The sequence below is a fragment of the Chitinivibrio alkaliphilus ACht1 genome, assembly GCF_000474745.1.
Taxonomy (GTDB): domain Bacteria; phylum Fibrobacterota; class Chitinivibrionia; order Chitinivibrionales; family Chitinivibrionaceae; genus Chitinivibrio; species Chitinivibrio alkaliphilus.
The window spans coordinates 101,896-119,967 of the sequence record NZ_ASJR01000003.1 but is presented as its reverse complement, the minus strand read 5'-3'; the positions used below and the strand labels follow the sequence as shown (position 1 = coordinate 119,967).

The window sequence follows — 18,072 nt, the reverse complement described above, 5'->3', positions numbered from 1 at the left end:
AGACCCGTATACCAAAGGAGATACCATGAAGATTGATTGTACACACCCCGTAGCGCATCTACTTCAGATGCATCCAGAAATAAAAAAGCCCTTATTTCCGTAGGGCTAAAAGCCCTCGTGCAGGAGGAAAAACTGGCTCAGTTCGGTTCACAAATATCCTTGAGAGCTATTCTAAAAACAAAGGGAATCGACGAAGAAGCATTTCTAGCAACTCTTCAAACTGAAACTCTCCGCTCGTCCTCTGATAAAGACGCAGATATTGAATTTGTGGGAATACTCCCCTGTCCAGTAAAAATCCCTCTTATGGAAACCTATGATACCTTTGCTCAAAAATTCATGAAAACCACGGGGCTCACTCTGCATTCTGAGTTAAAACCAGCAAGTATGGGAACATCCTGGATTGCTGAGAATATATCCCAAAGATCCAGCGCCACAGAGCTCCCACATCTTTTCATTTCCGCTGGTTTTGACCTGTTTTTTGATACGAATAAGATTGGACGGTTTCGCACGGAAGGGGTCTTTTCTGACCGTCTCAAACGAACACGTAAAAATCCCGCCTTTGCGCAATATGACATGGAAGACCCAGAAGGAAATTACACCATTCTTTCCGGTGTTCCCGCTGTATTTCTGGTAAACTGTGAAGAGCTTGCCGGTCGAGATATTCCGCGATCATGGAAGGACATACTTGCTCCGGAGTTTGCCGGTTCTATCTCTCTCCCCGTGGGCGATTTCGATCTATTCAATGCCATACTTCTCTCCCTCACAAAAGCCTATGGCCCCGACGCTATAAGACAACTGGGACGGGCAATGCAACAGGATATGCACCCATCAGAAATGGTAAAATCGGCACAACGAAAAATGGCAAAACCTGCCGTTACAATTATGCCCTACTTCTTTACCAAGACGGTCCAAAATCTCTCAACTGTAACTGTTGTATGGCCAGAAGATGGTGCTGTTTTAAGCCCTATATTCATGTTGTCTCGCAGGGATATGCCGCCAGAGGCTGACCAGATAGTAGAGTTTTTTGGATCAAAAGAAGTAGGAGAGATACTTGCACATAAGGGCCTTTTTCCGTCTCTACATGCAGATGTTGAGAATAAGCTACCGGAAAAAGCCCCCTTTCTCTGGGTTGGTTGGGATTTCCTGCGTACTAAAAACATGGGAGAAGAAATCTCCCGGGCTGAGGAACTTTTTTATCACGAGTATTCAAAAAGGAGCTCTCAATGAATCTCATTACCGTATCAGGACCGCCATCATCGGGTAAGACAGCTGTTATTATTAAAACGATTGAACAAATGGGAAAAAAGAAAAATGCCGTGGGCGTTGTCAAATTTGACTGTCTCAGCACTGACGACGAGGCCCTGTACAAATCACGGGGGATTCCTGTGGGAAAAGGACTTTCTGGCTCTCTCTGCCCCGACCACTACTTTGTCAGCAATATTGAAGAATCGGTTCAGTGGGGAATCACACACGGCTTTGAGACCATAATAACAGAGTCAGCCGGACTGTGTAATCGCTGCTCTCCCTATATAAAAAACATATCTGCAGTATGTGTTATCGATAATCTCAGCGGCATTAATACACCCAATAAAATAGGTCCCATGCTGAAAAGTGCAGACATTGTGGTTATCACGAAAGGAGATATCGTGTCGCAAGCAGAGCGAGAAGTATTTGCTGCTCGAGTCAGTCGTGTCAACCCTACGGCATTCATTCTTCACGTAAATGGCCTCACGGGGCAGGGTGCCTACGAGCTGGGACATCTTTTACAGGAAAAGGAACGTAATATCTCTACGGTAAAAGAAGAGGAGCTTCGTTACCCTATGCCCTCAGCCCTGTGCTCATACTGTCTCGGTGAAAAAAAGATTGGAGATCAATATCAACTTGGCAATGTTCGTAAAATAACCCTTGGAGACCCCTATGAAACCTCATAATGCCCTTCGTACATACCCCCTAAGTGATCTTTTGCAGCACTACCCCTTCATGGAGGAGTATTTTGCCGCACTGTTTCCTCAAGTTCCCAACACGACCCAAACACTTGCAGACTATCTTGCACACCAAGATCCCGATTTTTTTGAAGATATGGGAACAAATAAAGAAACGCTTATGACCGATGCAGAAACCTATCTGGAACAGATGGCGGCCTTTCTTGATACCGACAGCTTTTCCCTGGATACCCTAACGCTTCTTCCGGGACGAGATAAAGGCGGCCACCCCGAATCCTTTGATGAAATTACTATTTCAAAGGGAGAAATAATTTCTATTGTGGGCCCCACAGGATCTGGCAAAAGCCGTCTTCTCGCAGATATTGAGTGGCTCGCCCAGGGTGATACCCCCACGGGACGGTCACTCTTAATAAATGGGCAACCGCCAAAAATGGAGTGGCGCTACTCTCACACGCATAAGATGGTGGCCCAACTCTCTCAAAATATGAACTTTGTTATGGATCTCTCTGTGGAAGAATTTATAACCCTTCACGCAGAAAGCCGCCTCATAACAGAAAAGGAAAAGGTAGTCACGTCTATTATCGCAGAAGCAAATAATTTGGCAGGAGAGGAATTTGACAAAACCACCCCAATTACAAGTCTTTCTGGGGGACAGTCTCGTGCCTTGATGATTGCAGACACCGCCATATTGAGCAGCTCTCCCATTGTCTTAATTGATGAAATTGAGAATGCCGGTATAGATCGTGAGAAAGCGCTATCCCTGCTTCTCTCAAAAGAAAAGATTGTGCTCATGGCTACACACGATCCCCTTCTTGCACTTATGGGAGATGTGCGTCTCGTCATACGAAACGGAGGCATTGCCCAACGCATGTACACCGATGCTGCCGAACAACAGGTGTTGCAAGAAATACAAGCCGTAGATACTGCCATACAGCGAATGCGAACACTGCTGCGACAGGGAGAACGCTTAACAAAATGTATTATTTAAAAAGGAGTATGTAATGCACGAAGGATGTTCAGGAAGTTTTGCAGAAAATATCGAAGTGGTAGAAAAAGTTCGGATGATGGGGTTTTCAAATCACTATCTTCCCATGCCGCTACATATCGCGTGTAAGCAGTGTGGCGAAAAGATTTTCTTTGAGCGGTATGAGACACCATGCCCCTCCTGCGGAGCTATTCATGCCGTCACACCGTGTCATGGACATGACGCTTCTGCAATTGTATGCATAGCACCGTAGAGTGCTACTCACACGCCGGGAATTACCCCGGCGTTCATCCTTAGAAGAATGAGTTAAACCCAATATGAAAGGAAGGATCCCGTTCAATCCAATCTTCGCTTTCTGCCACGGGAAATTGTGCCCGCCCATAGACAGAATTTACAAGAGGAATCTGTGTTTCATATGCCATAACCGGTGAGAGATCCCAAAAAACAAAATTGTCGTCGTCTCCCCATGAGTCTCTTCCCACAAGCATACTAACCTTGGATACCGCAGAAACAGACAACCCCTGCCAGATAAAATGCTTATACCCTTGATTAAAACTCCAAATGGACGGGTGTTTAAAAGTCTCATACTCCATATCGTCATCAAGTCGCCAGCTATAATAGGCTGATGCCGTAAGCAACCCCTGAGGCGTTGGATAATGAATGGTGAGGTTTGTATTGAACCCAAATGTACCTGCACCAAGGATATAGTCTTCGCCTGTGGGCAACATAGTACCAATACCCCCACCAATATGCAGGTTGTTTGCCAGAATCTGAAAATAGGTAACTCGTAAGGAGATATCTCCCAAACCGGTCTTAGTATCTTCTTCCAAATCATCGTTTATATATTCCTTGCCAAAGATAATCGGAATATAGGATTGCAAACTAAACCCCGGGGCCCAGAGAGGAGCATAGCGTACGGGAATGGTCAGAGAGGTGCCACGCTCTCCAAAGGTAAACTCAACCCCGGTTCCTAAATCTACTTCACGCTGAGAAAAATCAAAATCCTGCAGATCAATCTGGATATCCGATACAATCGGGTTAGAAGGATCTTGTGAAACCCCCACCTCCTGATCATGAATCCAGTCATAATACCGTTCTTCACCATAGAGAGACGTCATAGCCATGAGCACTGCTGCAACCGCTATCATCGTAATATACATGAGAAACCTCACTGATACGTTATTTGTAAGTGCATAGATAGTACTATAAAAACCAAAATTACAATAAAAAACGTGCTATGGATATTAGAATCACTTTAATACTGTCAAACTCTAAAAAAAAGTTGACATAAAAACCACAAATGTATATCTTGCACATGTATTTTATAAGGATTTGGTTATGAGTACACCCACAACCTATGAAGCAGACACAAAAAAACTCACAACAGAGGAGCTCCTTACCTGGGCACTACAAACATTTTCGCCGAAACGGCTTGTCCTGGCCAGCAGTTTTTCCATTGAAGACCAGCTTCTCACCTGGATGTTTCTCTCACAGGAGAAAAATGCCCGGATTTTCACCCTGGATACGGGACGCCTTTTTCAGGAGACCTACGATGTCATGGATTATACCCTGCAAAAATATAATTACTCCTGTGAAGTGGGATTTCCCGATGCAGCAGAGCTTGCACCGGTTATTGCCAGGGAGGGGCCCAATTTTTTCAGAACCTCCGTGGAAGCCCGTAAGGAGTGCTGCCGCATACGGAAAACAGAACCCCTGAAGAAAATTCTTTACACGGCAGACTGCTGGATTACCGGCCTAAGACGCGAGCAAGCCCCCACGAGGACATCTATGAAACGCGTCGAATGGGACAATAACTGGAATATATGGAAAATCAATCCCCTTTTGGAATGGAGCGAACAAGAGGTGTGGGAAATTATCCACCGTGAGAATATACCCTTTAATCCCCTGCAGAAAAAGGGGTTTCGCAGTCTTGGGTGTGCCTGCTGTACCCGCGCCATAGGCCCCGACGAAGATATCCGTGCCGGACGGTGGTGGTGGGAAGATCCTGAGCACAAAGAGTGCGGATTGCATAAACAATAGGAAAGGAAAGGCTATGACCGATTATTCCCTCAGCCAGCTGAAACAACTGGAAGCAGAAAGCATCCATATTATTCGTGACGCCGTCAGCCAGTTTGAAAACCCTGTCATGCTCTACTCCATTGGGAAGGACTCAGGGGTTATGGTCCGCCTGGCGCAAAAAGCCTTTTATCCGGGAAAAATCCCCTTTAAACTGCTCCATATAAATACCACCTGGAAGTTTCGGGAGATGATCAGCTTCCGTGATCGCTTTTGCGAAGAAAACGGTCTGGAATGCTTGGAACACATCAACCGCGACGGCATTGAAATGGGAGCAACCCCCTTTACACTGGGAAGCAGAAAATATACCGACATTATGAAAACCCAGGCCCTGCTTCAGGCACTGAATAAGGGGCGCTACGACTGTGCATTTGGGGGCGCGCGCCGCGACGAAGAACGGTCCCGGGCAAAGGAACGTATCTACTCCTTTCGCGATACCCACCACCAGTGGGATCCCAAAAATCAGCGTCCCGAACTGTGGAATATCTATAACGGCAAACTCAACATAGGGGAAAGCGTCCGTGTTTTTCCCCTGTCAAACTGGACAGAGCTTGATATCTGGCAGTATATCCGCCTTGAAAAAATCCCGATTGTCCCCCTCTATTTTGCAAAGGAGCGCCCCGTAGTGGAACGTGACGGCACCCTCATTATGGTGGATGATGAGAGATTTCCCCTCAGGAAAGGGGAGGAGGTCCACATGAAGAAAGTCCGTTTCAGAACCCTGGGGTGCTATCCCCTGACAGGGGCGGTGGAGTCTGAGGCAGATACGGTGGAAAAAATCGTTGCAGAAATGATGGAAACCCGTGATTCCGAACGATCCACACGGGTTATCGACCATGATGGAGACAGTTCCATGGAGCAGAAAAAACGGGAAGGATACTTCTAAATCAACCGGTAAAGAGGATACACCATGAATATCGACACCTTTCTTGATACGCACGAACACAAGGACCTTCTTCGCTTCATCACCTGCGGTTCCGTGGATGACGGAAAATCCACCCTCATTGGCCGCCTGCTCTTTGACAGCAAGCTAATCTATGACGACCAGTTGGCTAAGCTGGGGGAGGAAAGCAAAAACCGCGAAAATAAGGGGGACGAAGAGTTTGACTACTCCCTGCTCCTTGATGGATTAAAGGCCGAGCGCGAACAGGGAATTACTATTGATGTTGCCTACCGCTACTTCTCCACTCCGGCACGAAAAATTTATTATTGCCGACACGCCGGGACATGAACAGTACACCCGTAATATGGCAACGGGGGCATCCACGGCAAAACTTGCCGTTGTTTTGATTGATGCCCGAAAGGGAGTAATCACTCAGACAAAACGCCACAGCTTTATCGTATCTCTTTTGGGTATACAACAGGTGGTGGTGGCGATAAACAAAATGGATCTTGTGGACTATTCCGAAGAGGTCTTTGCACGTATTCGCAAAGATTTTGAGGAGTTTTCTCGGGAGATGGATTTTGAAGACATCTATTTTATACCCCTTTCCGCCCTCAAGGGCGACAATGTGGTTAACCCGTCTTCCAATACCCCCTGGTATACGGATGAACCTCTCTTGCCACGTCTGGAAAAAGTCCCCGTTCATAAGGGGGAAAATTTTACGGATTTCCGCTACCCCGTGCAGTATGTAAACCGACCAACCCTTGATTTTCGCGGTTTTTCAGGAACTGTTGCCTCAGGCGCGATACACCGGGGAGACAAAATACAGGTCCTTCCCTCGCGCCGGGAAACCACGGTACAGGAAATTGTTACTGCCGACGGCTCATTGGATTCAGCCTTTGCCGGTCAGGCCGTAACCCTTGTCCTCTCAGATGAGGTTGATATCAGCAGCGGTGATATGCTGGTACATCCCCACAATCCCCCACAGGTACGTTCTCTTTTTGAAGCGGTCACCGTCTGGATGAGTGAATCCCCCCTTCACCCGGGAACCCCCGTTTTGCTTCGCCATTGCGGACGTACCATAAAAGCGCGGGTGGACTCCCTTGTCTATGCCGTGAATGTAAACACTCTGGAGAAAGAAGAGGCCAACTCCCTCCCCCTCAACGGAATCGGTCGCATCCGCCTCAGTACCACCCAGCCGATATATATTGACCCCTTCAGCAAAAACCCTCAAACCGGCGCATTTATAATTATCGATCCCCTCCATCATGGTACTGTCGCAGCCGGTATGGTGTTGGAGGGAAAGAGCTTTGACGACACCGGTGACGAAAGTCTGGAGGCACATGTTCAGCGTCGTGAATTCTTCTGGGAAACGGGGCTGGTAACACAAAAAAAACGCCATGCGCGGTATGGCCATCGGGGAAAAACGGTCCTGTGTATTGGTACAGACAGGGGGCTAAAGCGGGACATAGCCCGGGCCCTTGAAAAATACCTTTTTTCCGCCGGCTTTGCTCCCTACTATCTCGGCATGTCAAATATAAAGGGCGGCCTTGATTCTGATGTGCAGGATGCATCCTTTAACAGGGATGAACATATCCGTCGTTTGGGGGAGCTATCCCGGATCCTCACCGATGCAGGTCTTATTTTTATCACTCCCTTGGATCTGGTTCATGCCTACGACCTGAAACAGATGCGCCACCTTGCAGCACCTCATGAGTTTTTCGTCATTTCCTGCGGCGACACGCCCCTCCCCCGTAAAGAAATCAACCTGATCCTCCCTGAGGATATCTCCGTAGACAAGGCTGTCATAAGGATATATGAACAGCTGAAGGAAGAAGATATATTACCGGAATACACTATTTAGGAGAAGTAATGGCATATCTTCCGGTGGGACTCAATCTCAAAAACAGGCGGGTTGTTATTATCGGCGGCGGATCCGTGGCATTGCAAAAGGCACGCACCCTCTGTGCCTATGAGGCCTCTGTGGAGCTCTTTGCCCGGGAGGTATGCGGGGAAATTCGCCAGCTTCCCCTTATCTGGCATGAGCAGCGGGAATATCACCCTGATCTTCTTCAGGGAGCCCATATTGTCTATGCAGCCACAAACGATCGCAGCAAAAACCAGCAAATCGGCCATGATGCACAGCAACGACGGATTTTGGTAAATGTGGTGGACGACCCTTCCCACTGTGACTTTGTCTCTCCTGCCCTGTACCGCGAGGGGGAAATGAGTGTGGGGGTCACTTCAAACGCAACAAATCCGCGGGCATCCATTGCCCTGCGAAATCGCATCAGGGATTTTCTCGCAGGGGGAAGGAATGATTGAGAAGATCGGCGGTGACCAGCTTCTGACACTGGAAGAGCGGGAAGACCTCCTGCACCAGATACAGCCGCTGTGCACGGGGCCGCATGTTCTTCTCCATACCTGCAACCGCGTGGAGCTCTATCGGGGAACCGGACGAGCCCCCAGAGAAGTGGCGCTCCACCTGTTCAGGGTAACTGCCGGTCTGGAATCCTCCCTTATCGGGGAGAATCACATCCAGGGGCAGGTAAAACGTGCCTACATGAGCGCTGTCCGGGAGGGATATATTTCACCGGGACTCCATCATTTGTTTCAGGCAGCCCTGCGGACGGGAAAGCGCGTACGCCGGGAAACCAACCTCTCCCGGGGTGCCATCTCCCATGCCCACGGAGCACTGAAAGTAATGGAGGAAACGGGATTCCTCAGGCCGGAAAATCGGTTTCTCGTAGTGGGTACAACGGATATAACCCGGCAGATTCTGGCCCATCTGTTTCGCCGTGAGTGTTTTTTCCTCACCCTCTGCAACCGGACAAAGGAACATGCCCTCCCCCTTTGCGGCACCTATAATGCATCGTGGGTTCCCCTCAAAAATCTTGCAACCATACTTCCCGCACAGACTGTTATTGTCTCGGCAACAGGGGCACCGCACTACCTCCTTACCCCGGAAGATTTCCCCCGGGACAGGGTGCACCGCCTGATTATTGATCTTGCCGTTCCCCGGGATATTCCCCCGGAAATTGGAACCGGCCACAGCTACACCCTCTACAACACAGAGGATGTGGAGGAAAAGATTTCCCACTCCCTTGGACAACGGCAAAAAGAGATTTTCCCTGCCATGAAAATTATTGATGAGGAATACGCCGCCTTCGAACGCTCCTGTTTTACCCGTCAACTCTTCTACGGAGGCCACTATCATGAAGCTACGAATCGGAAGTCGTAAAAGCCCCCTTGCCCGGGCTCAGGTAGAGGAGATATCCGCCCTTTTCCCGCACGTGGAATGGGAACCTCACTGGTTTGACTCCCCCGGCGACCGGGATAAAACAACCTCCCTTATGACGTCAGGGCTGCGGGACGATTTTTTTACCGCCGATATTGATGAAAAAATACTGCAGGGAACCATTGACATAGGAGCTCATGCGGCCAAGGATATGCCCGAAAAACTCCCCTCCGGCCTTGTCCTTGGGGCTCATACAGAGGGAAAAGACTCATCGGATGCCCTGGTGAGCCGCTCCGGACTCTCCCTTGCAAAACTCCCCAAAAAGGCTCGCCTCGGCACCAGCTCCCAAAGCCGCCGCGATCAGATTCTTGCCCTGCGTCCCGACCTTGAGATTGTATCCATCCGCGGCTCCATAGAAGAGCGTCTTGCCTATCTTGAGCGGGAAGAGGTTGATGCCATAATCGTCGCAACGTGTGCCCTTCTTCGCCTGGGGAAAAAAGATCTTATAACAGAACGGCTTCCCCTTAAAACGCATCCCCTGCAGGGGAAACTGGGCCTTGTCTGCCGTGAGAATAATTATCCGCTCCTTGCACTCCTTCACGAACATGACAGCCGTAAAAATCTGGGACGTATCACCCTTGTGGGAGCTGGCCCCGGTGCACCGGACCTCCTCACCCTGCGGGGCGTTTCTGCCCTGAAAAGTGCAGATATTGTGTTCTACGACGCCCTCCTTGACCCCCGTCTCCTGGACTACTGTACCCGTGAGACTGTCTTTGTTGGGAAGCGAAAGGGAAAACATTCGCATCCCCAGGAGGATATAACAGCGCGGCTCCTTGCAGCAGCACGAAGGGGAAAACGGGTGGTGCGCCTCAAGGGCGGAGATCCATTGCTTTTTTCACGGGGTGGGGAGGAGATACGGGCGGCCCGACGGGAACATATCCATTGTGAGGTGATTCCCGGAATCAGTTCTTTTCAGGCAGCCGCCGCTGCGGCCCGTATACCCCTTACCCTTCGTGAAACCGCCGGCGGCTTTGCCGCCTTTTCCGCTCATTACGGGAAAAACACCACGGAAGAAGAAAAGCATCGGACAACCCAGGCTGTATTTATGGGTACCTCCCGTCCTGAAGAGGTGAAGGCAGAGCTTCTTCGCCGCGGCCTTGATCCCGCCGATCCCGTTGTGGCGGTCCATCGCACCGCCTGGCCTGACGAACAAATTGAACACACCACCGTGGAAGCCCTTCCTCAGATTGAGCTTCGCCCGCCGGGAATCTATATCGCCGGCCCCTGTGCCACCTCTGTAGAAGAATCTCCCCGCATTCTTTTTACGGGAATTTCACCGGAGCGGGTCTATCTTCCCCGCCGGATCTGCCCCTATCCTCTCATACAGCTCCAGTCGCGCAGGGCAACCTTTCCGTCAGTTGATTTTGAGGGAATACTCTTCACCTCCCACGGGGGCGTGGAACACTACCTTTCCCGCTGGGACATCCCGTCAAAGGTACGTGTAGCTGCCGTGGGGCCCCATACAGCTCATGAATTGCAGCGCCGAAACATATCCGTTGACTACATCCCCCCCGTGGCCGATTCTCAGCATCTTGCCGAGGAAATAATAAGAAGCGATGCCGCATCGTGGCTGTACCCCTGCTCAAATCGTTCAGACAATATCCTCCATAGCATTGAGAAGGTATATCCCCTTGCCGTGTATGACACTCTTTTTCGCACCCAGCCAAAGATATCCCTGACCCGCTTTGATGCACTGTTTTTTACCTCCGCCAGTACCGTGGATGCCTTTCTTGATATCTACACAGAAATACCCTCTCACTGCACCTGCCTTGTATACGGCGATCCCACAAAGAAGCATCTTATGAACCAGGGAGTACCCTCCTCCCGCATCGTACGATGGCCCATGAGGAAACACACATTATAAAAAAAGCAAAACAAGGAAGAAGAGTATGCGGCGGAAGAGAAACGGCTTCCCCCCCCGAAGTCGCCTCTTATGACTGATCTTTGCCCGCATAATATGGGCATAAATCCTGTAAGGAACACTCCGTACACCGTGGCCCCACGGGCCGACAGATATTCTGTCCAAAAGAAACAAAATAGGCGTTCGTCTTTTTCCAATACTGTACAGGGAGATATTCCATGAGAGCACGCTCTGTTTCAGCCGGCGTTTTCGTGCTCACAAAGCCAAGACGATTTGTAATACGATGCACATGGGTATCAACACAAATTGTATCTTGATCAAAAGCCGTGGCCGCAACAAGAGCAGCTGTTTTTCTACCAACCCCAGGAAGACACACAAGTTCGTCCATCGTGTGGGGAATGATTCCTCCAAACTGATGTAACACAACCTCCGGCAATTTTCTAAGATGTCGTGCCTTTGTTTTATAAAACCCCACGGGATAAATACGTTGAGCTATTTCGCTTTCAGAAAGACGCGCCAACGCTTCAAGGGTATCAGCTTTCTCAAAGAGCCGCGCTGCTGCTTGAGAGGTCACCTCATCTTTTGTTCTACTGCTCAAAATCGTTGCAACGAGAAGGCGGAATGGAGACTCACCTCCCACTTTCATAAGGTCAATAACAGGCATTTTATGGGAATAGAACAGCCTTTCAAGATAGGTATAAATACGAGCAAGTCGTTCTTCCTTATTCATCCGTTAAAAAGACCTCCACATGAAGTATCATGGTATGAAAAAAATGTCCCCCAGCTTCATCCTTACCCGGGATAAGCTTTTCCAGAGATCCTTGAGAGATCGTTCGTCCCCCTTCATAGCCGAGGGATATTCTTCGAGCAGATCCAAAATTGCTCTGACGCACCCCATAGAGAGAAGCGCCCCAAAGCCCCCCCCACCCAAGAGAACGACTTCCGTGAGAAAACAGATCCGTACGGAGTCCTGCTGAAAAAGAAATACCACCCTGCTCATAACCTGAAATAGAGAAAAGTTCCGGGAGAAACCCGTGAAAAAAACGGACTCGTACTCCGCCCCGATGATGCCAGAGACGATACTCCTCATGCAATGCAAACGAGGTATCAAGAAGATCGCGAATTTCATAAGAGAGGGTTTTACGGCTAAAACCGTACAGTCCGCTCACGGAAATAGCCTGTAGTGAATCAATATGAAAGGTATATCCCAGAGATATGGAAAAACTATTGGCATGACTCCCCGGATCCTGTAACGAACGTAATCGATAGTTGCCGGCTTCCATTTCACGCAATGAATCAAGACGCTTCTCTCCCACGTCTGTATATGCACGCACCCAAGAAGCGGTTATGTCGCAAGAACCAAACTGCCAGCCAGCACCAAGGTGAAAGCCGTGATACGCCACCTCCGTGGTTTCAACAGATTCCTCTCCACCGTAAAGATTCCCAAGCAAAAAAAGAAAAATAGCAACGAAAAAATCACCGAGGGCGGTTCCTTTCTGCATAGGATTCCTGCATATAATCTGGGCATACTTCAAGAGATGACAGGGGTGATCTCTGAGTACCAGCGGCACATTTTGCCACGCCAAGGCCACGTGAAAGATGCAACTGGGCAAGATCGATAGTATTGGTGATATCCGGCAGCGGGCTAAAAACAGTGCTACGGGTAAACCCCATGGTATCGTAGACCACGGTATCACACGCTTTAGCGGCAGTATAGAAGCTGTCTGCGGGAATACGTTCTAGTGCCTGCACAGGAACAATGGTGCTTCCTTCCCGTGTGTAGGTAGCAAAAAACACATGATCTTGCCGCGCATCAAGGGCGATGCCAAGGACACCGGAAAACCACCCGAGGGAGTTGGCTATTATCTCCAGGGTATTGAAGGAATAAATGGGCGTGTTTGACTCCATACAGAGTCCCTTCACAAAGGCAATTCCCACTCGAAGCCCTGTGAAAGACCCCGGCCCTGTAGTAATGCCCACTCGGGAAATATCTGCCATTGAAAGCTCACCTGCAGAAAAAAGAGAACGCACCATGGCAACAATATGTCGCGAGTGGCCGTGCTGTTCATACCGGGTATTACTTAAAAAGGGGGCGGTATCTTTGTAAAGTCCTACGCTCAACGCAATAGATGAGGTATCAATTCCCAAGCTCCAAATCACAACTCCTCCTTCTTATTCCACATGAAGAATATTAAGCAAACGAGACACCTCCGGCAAACTTGCTAAGGCCGGCTCTACCTCTTCATATTCGAGGATTGTGTAGGGAACAGATATGGCATATCGCTGTAACAGGGTAAAAATCGTATCATAGGAAAGAATCCCTTCTCCTACAGGACACCAATCTTCACGGCGTTGACGAGTATCTGTTACATCAATGAGATGGAGGAAAATCTCTTTTCGTGCATAGGCAATATTATTTAAAACAAGTTCGCAAATAAAGAGCGGATCAAACACCGCAAAGGGTGCTATGAAAAAACGGGGGATATCTATTAGAGGAACAAAATCCCGTTTTAATTCCGCAGCACGGTGGATAAGCCGGGTATAGAGAGTAATATTACTCACTAGACTATCTCTGTCATGAAACCGGAAGTAATTTTCTAAACAGACCGTTATCCCATTATTGTTGAGAATCTCCATAACTGACAGAGCATCATCCACCGAGGCTGTCTCATCAAAATGAAATACCACGTATTTTTTTTGATTTCTTGGAAAGATTCTGTTAAGAGATGCAATATGCCTACTGTGCGATAAAACTGCTTTGTTAAGGTCGTAGGGAGAATGGCAGAGAAGTGTTATTTTTTCAGTAGAGCAGAGGTCGCGCAGACGCTCCGTCTCGGCCGCATCTTTTTCCAACTCTTCATTCATATACAACTGCACCAAAGAAAGACCAGTCTCACGAACAAAATCAATTGTTTTCTGAGAATCAAAACCACAGTCTTTATATATCGAGGTGGCAACCCCAATTTTTTGAGCTCCCATCTTACTCCTTTGATAACATATTTTATACAAAATATAACATGAAAGGGCTTTCCCGTGGCATTAAAAAAAGGTGATATGGAAACAAACTTCACAGTTCGTACCTTTGATGTAGATATCCCCGTAGAAGAGTATCGTGCTCTGCCACGTCACAACCTCTATATAATCCTGGATAATCTCCGAAGTGCGTTCAATGTCGGTGCGATTTTTCGCTTAGCCGATACCATGCGAGTGGCAGAGCTTTTTCTTTGTGGCTACACCGCCTACCCCCCCCATACAAAACTTGCAAAAACCTCTCTGGGAACCATCGACTACGTACCATGGCGGCATTTTCCTACAACCATGGACGCTGTTGCCCATTGCCGCGCACAGGACATTCATCTCTGGGGAGCAGAAACAACCTCCCACTCCCACCTCTACACAGAGGTTCGCCCCCCTCGCAAGGTTGCCCTTATTCTTGGAAACGAGGCCCTCGGAATCAGCGAGCCCGTTTTAAAAGCGTGTGATTTGCTTATTGAAATACCAACATTTGGATATAAAAACTCCCTGAACGTTGCTACGGCATGCTCCGTTCTGGGATATACCATCCTTGAAAAAATGGAGGTCTTTACAGAAAGGAATACCCCATGACGTCTCTCGAAGAATTTGCAGAAATTTTCCAACAAACTCACCCTGAGGAGATCCCGCAACTATTCAGCGAGCTCCTTACCGACAAGGAACAAGAAACCCTACTGCTCAGGTGGGAGCTCATAAAACGACTCCACCGTGGCGATACGCAGCGTAAAATTGCCAAGGACTTAAAGATCAGCCTCTGCAAGGTAACCCGAGGAAACAAGATACTCAAAGATCCAAACTCAATATCACGAAAATTTCTGGAAAGGACACTCGCATGACACAGGGAAAGCTCTTCGTATTTTCGTCCCCCTCAGGAGCAGGAAAAACCACGGTACTTCGAGAGCTTAAAAAACGGCTTCCCCACTTGGTATACTCCATATCAGGAACAACGCGCGCACCCAGAGCCGGAGAAAAACATGGGGTTGATTACTTCTTTTACACTCCTAAGGAATTTGAAGCTGAGGTCGCACGCCACGGTTTTATAGAGTGGGCGCAAGTTCATGGCAATTATTACGGCACGCCTCGTTTTTTTATCGATAAGATGATAGAAGAAGGCAAAACCGTCCTTCTGGATATTGACGTTCAGGGAAAAGTTCAGCTGGATAAACATTACCGAAACAGCATTGGCATATTTATCGAACCTCCCTCATTTGAAGAACTTAAAAAACGACTCCAAATGCGGGATACGGAATCTCCGGAAGCCTTGCGTATCCGCCTGGAGAACGCAAAAAAAGAAACGGACTTTGCACGCCACGCCGGCAATTACACGTATTATATTATTAATGATGTCTTAGAAGAGACAGTACGGAAGGTTGAAAAAATAATAACCCTGAATAAAGGTTAAGTATGCCGGCTCTGAAAAAAGTAGGAGATTTCACCATCCTCGAACATCTCGGTAAAGGGGGCATGGGAGATGTGTATAGCGCCATACAGGAACCGCTTGGGCGTAAAGTTGCCCTAAAGGTGCTCCTTGATCGTGGCGAAAAAGATCCTACGGCGCGGCAGCGGTTTCACCTTGAAGCACAGGCAATATCACGGCTCGATCATACCAATGTGGTCTCCCTCTACAATTATGGGCAGGAAAATGGTCTCTCCTATTTTTCCATGCAGTACATCGACGGATTTTCACTTGACCAAGCCATTCCTGCTGAAGGCCTTCATATAGAGCTTGTTATTGATTATGCAAAACAGATCTGCCGCGGCCTTCAATATGCCCATGCTCGAAAAATCGTCCATCGGGACATTAAACCGCAAAACATTTTAATTGATTCGTCTGGCGTGTGTAAGATATCAGACTTTGGCATTGCCCAGTTATTTACGGAAAAAATAACCCGAGCCGGAATGGCCGTGGGCACTCCTGAGTACATGTCACCAGAACAGGCCTCGGGAGACCCCCTTGACTATCGTACCGACATTTACTCCCTCGGCATAGTTCTCTATGAAATGCTCACAGGAGATGTCCCCTTCTCCGGAGAGAAACCACTGTCTATTGTATACAGCCACGTTCATGATATTCCGCAGCACCCCTCACGACATCGCAAGAACATGCCACAACGATTAGAACTCATTATTCTTAAATGTCTAAAAAAGGGGCGCACAGAGCGCTACTCCTCCGTGGGTGAAATATTAAATGATCTTGATACGGTTGAACAGGAAGAACATATCGGTGTATATGCGAAACCAGAAAAAGAGGATACTCCGATAAATCGACGAATTACGGATCGACGTATGGGAGATCGACGCGGTGCCGCCACCGGCAAAATTCAGGTAGACCCCTTTGTGTACCCCCTTTTCAGCACATCCTTTTGGTACTATACGCTGCGACAGCAGTGGATTTCTCTCATCCTTCTTATTCTCTTGGGAATACATCTTATTGTCCAATGAATACCCGTGAGACCGGAAAGTCCGGGGAAGATGCAGCCTCAGCGTATTTGTTACGGCGGGGCTACCGAATCATATGCCGTAATTGGGCAGATCGATTTGGAGAAATTGATCTTGTTACAATTTCCCCCGAAAACCGCCTTGTCTTTGTTGAAGTGAAGTTGCTCCGCAGTAAAAAAGTGGGGCTTGCCGAAGATAAAATAACCCCGGCAAAGCTTGAACGAATCCGCCGAACGGCTGAGCGCTATGTGAAAGAAAAACACCATGCTCCTTCCCCCGAACGGATCGATGTTATCACCATATCCGCAGGAAAAATCACTCATTATAAGAACGTTTTTTTTCGTAAGAACAGGATTATGCTTGCAAAGTGAGAAAAAAAGGATAGAGTCAGACAAGAGTAGTAAAAAAGAATCTCGAGAAATATTGATTCTTCTGCAACGGTAACAAAATAAAAACTATTTTAGGTGTATAACAACGGGCAAAACAGTTAGATAACGGAGTAAAAATATGAGCATCTTCTCTTTTTCTTTTACCGGAACTGCCCTCGGCATAGATCTGGGTACGGCAAACACACTTATTTATGCAAGAGGGCGTGGTTTGCTCATTGACGAACCATCCGTAATTGCCATTGACAGCTCTAACGGAGAGCCTCTTGCCATTGGCCGCGAAGCAAAAAAGATGTTTGGTCGAACGCCCGGCAAAATAGAAGCAATAAAACCCATGAAAGACGGGGTGATAGCTGATGTTGACCTTGTAGAAGAAATGCTGAGTCGCTTTATTCGGAAAGTACAAACCAATCGACTCTTTCGACCCCGTGCAGTCATTGGAGTACCTTCGGGCATTACGAAGGCGGAAATGCGTTCAGTTATTGACTCTGCCGAACAAGCAGGCATACTGGAAGCTGACCTAATTGCCGAACCCATGGCAGCCGCGATTGGCATGGAGATTCCCGTCTTAGAATCCTCAGGAAATATGATTATTGACATCGGTGGAGGCACCTCTGAAATCGCAGTTATTTCCATGGGGGGAATGGTCTGTGATATTTCGGAAAAAGTTGGGGGCAATGAATTTGATGAAGCAATAGTGGAGTATCTCAAGAAAACCTACAATCTTATTATTGGGGAGAATACTGCGGAAGAGGTCAAAATCAAAATCGGATCTGCCTACCCACTCCAGCAAGAGTTGGAAATGGAAGTACGTGGACGAGACCAGGTCGCCGGTATTCCCAAAACCATGAGAATCACATCCGAAGAAATCAGGGATGCCTTAAAGGAGCCCGTTGCAAAGGTCGAACGAGCAGTTTTGAGTGCCCTTGAAAGAACTCCGGCAGAACTCTCAGCAGATATTTTGGATAAAGGCATTGTCCTTACGGGGGGCTCATCTCAATTACGTGGATTAGATGAACGTATCCGGCAGGAAACAAACCTCCCCGTATGCGGTACAGATGACCCCATGACCTGTGTAGCTCGCGGTGCCTTGAAGGTGGTTGAAAACAAAGCCCTCTACAAGGATGTTCTTCTCAATAGCAGCAGAAATAAACGATAACGGGGAGAT

General features: G+C 48.2%; 22 protein-coding genes. 17 read left to right on the top strand and 5 right to left on the bottom strand.

The features are described 5' to 3' along the window. Positions 1 to 36 precede the first annotated feature (36 nt). Genes CALK_RS02350 through CALK_RS02335 form a run of 4 tightly spaced genes read left to right on the top strand, consistent with a single transcriptional unit; the run spans position 37 to position 3,181 of the window. Positions 37 to 1,227, top strand: a complete 1,191-nt coding sequence (locus CALK_RS02350; protein WP_022636040.1) for an ABC transporter substrate-binding protein — start codon at positions 37 to 39, stop codon at positions 1,225 to 1,227. Continuing rightward, entirely contained in the window at positions 1,224 to 1,931 is a 708-nt protein-coding gene (locus CALK_RS02345) for a GTP-binding protein (RefSeq protein WP_022636039.1), read from the top strand. Before CALK_RS02350 ends, CALK_RS02345 begins: the two co-directional genes overlap by 4 nt. Beyond that, entirely contained in the window at positions 1,918 to 2,931 is a 1,014-nt protein-coding gene (locus CALK_RS02340) for an ATP-binding cassette domain-containing protein (RefSeq protein ID WP_022636038.1), read from the top strand. Before CALK_RS02345 ends, CALK_RS02340 begins: the two co-directional genes overlap by 14 nt. Positions 2,932 to 2,944: 13 nt before the next feature. Beyond that, on the top strand, positions 2,945 to 3,181 hold the full coding sequence (locus CALK_RS02335) for a hypothetical protein (protein WP_022636037.1): 237 nt from the start codon (positions 2,945 to 2,947) through the stop codon (positions 3,179 to 3,181). Positions 3,182 to 3,221: 40 nt separating this feature from the next. Here the strand turns inward: CALK_RS02335 and CALK_RS02330 are convergent, their stop codons facing one another. Beyond that, on the bottom strand, positions 3,222 to 4,088 hold the full coding sequence (locus CALK_RS02330; RefSeq protein WP_022636036.1) for a hypothetical protein: 867 nt from the start codon (positions 4,086 to 4,088) through the stop codon (positions 3,222 to 3,224). A gap of 178 nt (positions 4,089 to 4,266) precedes the next feature. Between CALK_RS02330 and CALK_RS02325 the strand changes: the two genes are divergently transcribed. The 7 genes from CALK_RS02325 to cobA are packed head-to-tail and all read left to right on the top strand — an operon-like array spanning position 4,267 to position 11,049. Continuing rightward, entirely contained in the window at positions 4,267 to 4,968 is a 702-nt protein-coding gene (locus tag CALK_RS02325; protein WP_022636035.1) for a phosphoadenylyl-sulfate reductase, read from the top strand. Between the two features lie 13 nt (positions 4,969 to 4,981). Further along, entirely contained in the window at positions 4,982 to 5,890 is a 909-nt protein-coding gene (cysD, locus tag CALK_RS02320; RefSeq protein WP_022636034.1) for a sulfate adenylyltransferase subunit CysD, read from the top strand. A 24-nt stretch (positions 5,891 to 5,914) separates the two neighbouring features. Beyond that, positions 5,915 to 6,235, top strand: coding sequence for a GTP-binding protein (locus CALK_RS13170; RefSeq protein WP_022636033.1), 321 nt, complete (start codon positions 5,915 to 5,917; stop codon positions 6,233 to 6,235). Then, positions 6,168 to 7,751, top strand: coding sequence for an elongation factor 1-alpha C-terminal domain-related protein (locus CALK_RS02315; protein ID WP_239638438.1), 1,584 nt, complete (start codon positions 6,168 to 6,170; stop codon positions 7,749 to 7,751). The genes CALK_RS13170 and CALK_RS02315 overlap by 68 nt, the downstream gene beginning before the upstream one ends. An 8-nt stretch (positions 7,752 to 7,759) precedes the next feature. Next, complete coding sequence (locus CALK_RS02310; RefSeq protein ID WP_022636031.1) at positions 7,760 to 8,212, top strand: precorrin-2 dehydrogenase/sirohydrochlorin ferrochelatase family protein; 453 nt, start codon at positions 7,760 to 7,762, stop codon at positions 8,210 to 8,212. Beyond that, positions 8,205 to 9,128, top strand: a complete 924-nt coding sequence (locus CALK_RS02305; RefSeq protein WP_022636030.1) for a glutamyl-tRNA reductase — start codon at positions 8,205 to 8,207, stop codon at positions 9,126 to 9,128. The genes CALK_RS02310 and CALK_RS02305 overlap by 8 nt, the downstream gene beginning before the upstream one ends. Beyond that, positions 9,103 to 11,049, top strand: a complete 1,947-nt coding sequence (cobA, locus tag CALK_RS11930) for a uroporphyrinogen-III C-methyltransferase (protein ID WP_022636029.1) — start codon at positions 9,103 to 9,105, stop codon at positions 11,047 to 11,049. Before CALK_RS02305 ends, cobA begins: the two co-directional genes overlap by 26 nt. A gap of 67 nt (positions 11,050 to 11,116) precedes the next feature. Here cobA and CALK_RS02295 read toward each other — a convergent pair whose 3' ends face one another. The 4 genes from CALK_RS02295 to CALK_RS02280 are packed head-to-tail and all read right to left on the bottom strand — an operon-like array spanning position 11,117 to position 14,025. After that, entirely contained in the window at positions 11,117 to 11,776 is a 660-nt protein-coding gene (locus tag CALK_RS02295; protein ID WP_022636028.1) for an endonuclease III domain-containing protein, read from the bottom strand. After that, positions 11,769 to 12,548 (bottom strand): hypothetical protein, encoded by a 780-nt coding sequence (locus CALK_RS02290; protein WP_022636027.1) that lies wholly within the window; start codon positions 12,546 to 12,548, stop codon positions 11,769 to 11,771. Before CALK_RS02290 ends, CALK_RS02295 begins: the two co-directional genes overlap by 8 nt. After that, positions 12,523 to 13,206 carry a tRNA (adenosine(37)-N6)-threonylcarbamoyltransferase complex dimerization subunit type 1 TsaB gene (gene tsaB, locus CALK_RS02285; RefSeq protein WP_022636026.1) on the bottom strand — a complete coding sequence of 228 codons (684 nt, stop codon included), beginning with the start codon at positions 13,204 to 13,206 and terminating at the stop codon, positions 12,523 to 12,525. The genes CALK_RS02290 and tsaB overlap by 26 nt, the downstream gene beginning before the upstream one ends. Positions 13,207 to 13,218: 12 nt before the next feature. Further along, positions 13,219 to 14,025 carry an apurinic/apyrimidinic endonuclease family protein gene (locus CALK_RS02280; protein ID WP_022636025.1) on the bottom strand — a complete coding sequence of 269 codons (807 nt, stop codon included), beginning with the start codon at positions 14,023 to 14,025 and terminating at the stop codon, positions 13,219 to 13,221. Positions 14,026 to 14,100: 75 nt separating this feature from the next. Between CALK_RS02280 and CALK_RS02275 the strand changes: the two genes are divergently transcribed. From CALK_RS02275 to mreB, 6 genes are all read left to right on the top strand, one after another. Further along, positions 14,101 to 14,652: an RNA methyltransferase gene (locus tag CALK_RS02275; RefSeq protein WP_034636337.1), complete on the top strand. Its 552-nt coding sequence runs from the start codon at positions 14,101 to 14,103 to the stop codon at positions 14,650 to 14,652. Next, positions 14,649 to 14,915, top strand: a complete 267-nt coding sequence (locus CALK_RS02270) for a Trp family transcriptional regulator (protein ID WP_022636023.1) — start codon at positions 14,649 to 14,651, stop codon at positions 14,913 to 14,915. Before CALK_RS02275 ends, CALK_RS02270 begins: the two co-directional genes overlap by 4 nt. After that, positions 14,912 to 15,481, top strand: coding sequence for a guanylate kinase (gene gmk / locus CALK_RS02265; RefSeq protein ID WP_022636022.1), 570 nt, complete (start codon positions 14,912 to 14,914; stop codon positions 15,479 to 15,481). The genes CALK_RS02270 and gmk overlap by 4 nt, the downstream gene beginning before the upstream one ends. A gap of 2 nt (positions 15,482 to 15,483) precedes the next feature. Next, positions 15,484 to 16,521, top strand: a complete 1,038-nt coding sequence (locus CALK_RS02260) for a serine/threonine protein kinase (RefSeq protein WP_022636021.1) — start codon at positions 15,484 to 15,486, stop codon at positions 16,519 to 16,521. Continuing rightward, positions 16,518 to 16,889: a YraN family protein gene (locus CALK_RS02255; RefSeq protein WP_022636020.1), complete on the top strand. Its 372-nt coding sequence runs from the start codon at positions 16,518 to 16,520 to the stop codon at positions 16,887 to 16,889. Before CALK_RS02260 ends, CALK_RS02255 begins: the two co-directional genes overlap by 4 nt. Before the next feature lie 136 nt (positions 16,890 to 17,025). After that, positions 17,026 to 18,063: a rod shape-determining protein gene (gene mreB, locus CALK_RS02250; RefSeq protein WP_022636019.1), complete on the top strand. Its 1,038-nt coding sequence runs from the start codon at positions 17,026 to 17,028 to the stop codon at positions 18,061 to 18,063. Positions 18,064 to 18,072: the final 9 nt, after the last annotated feature.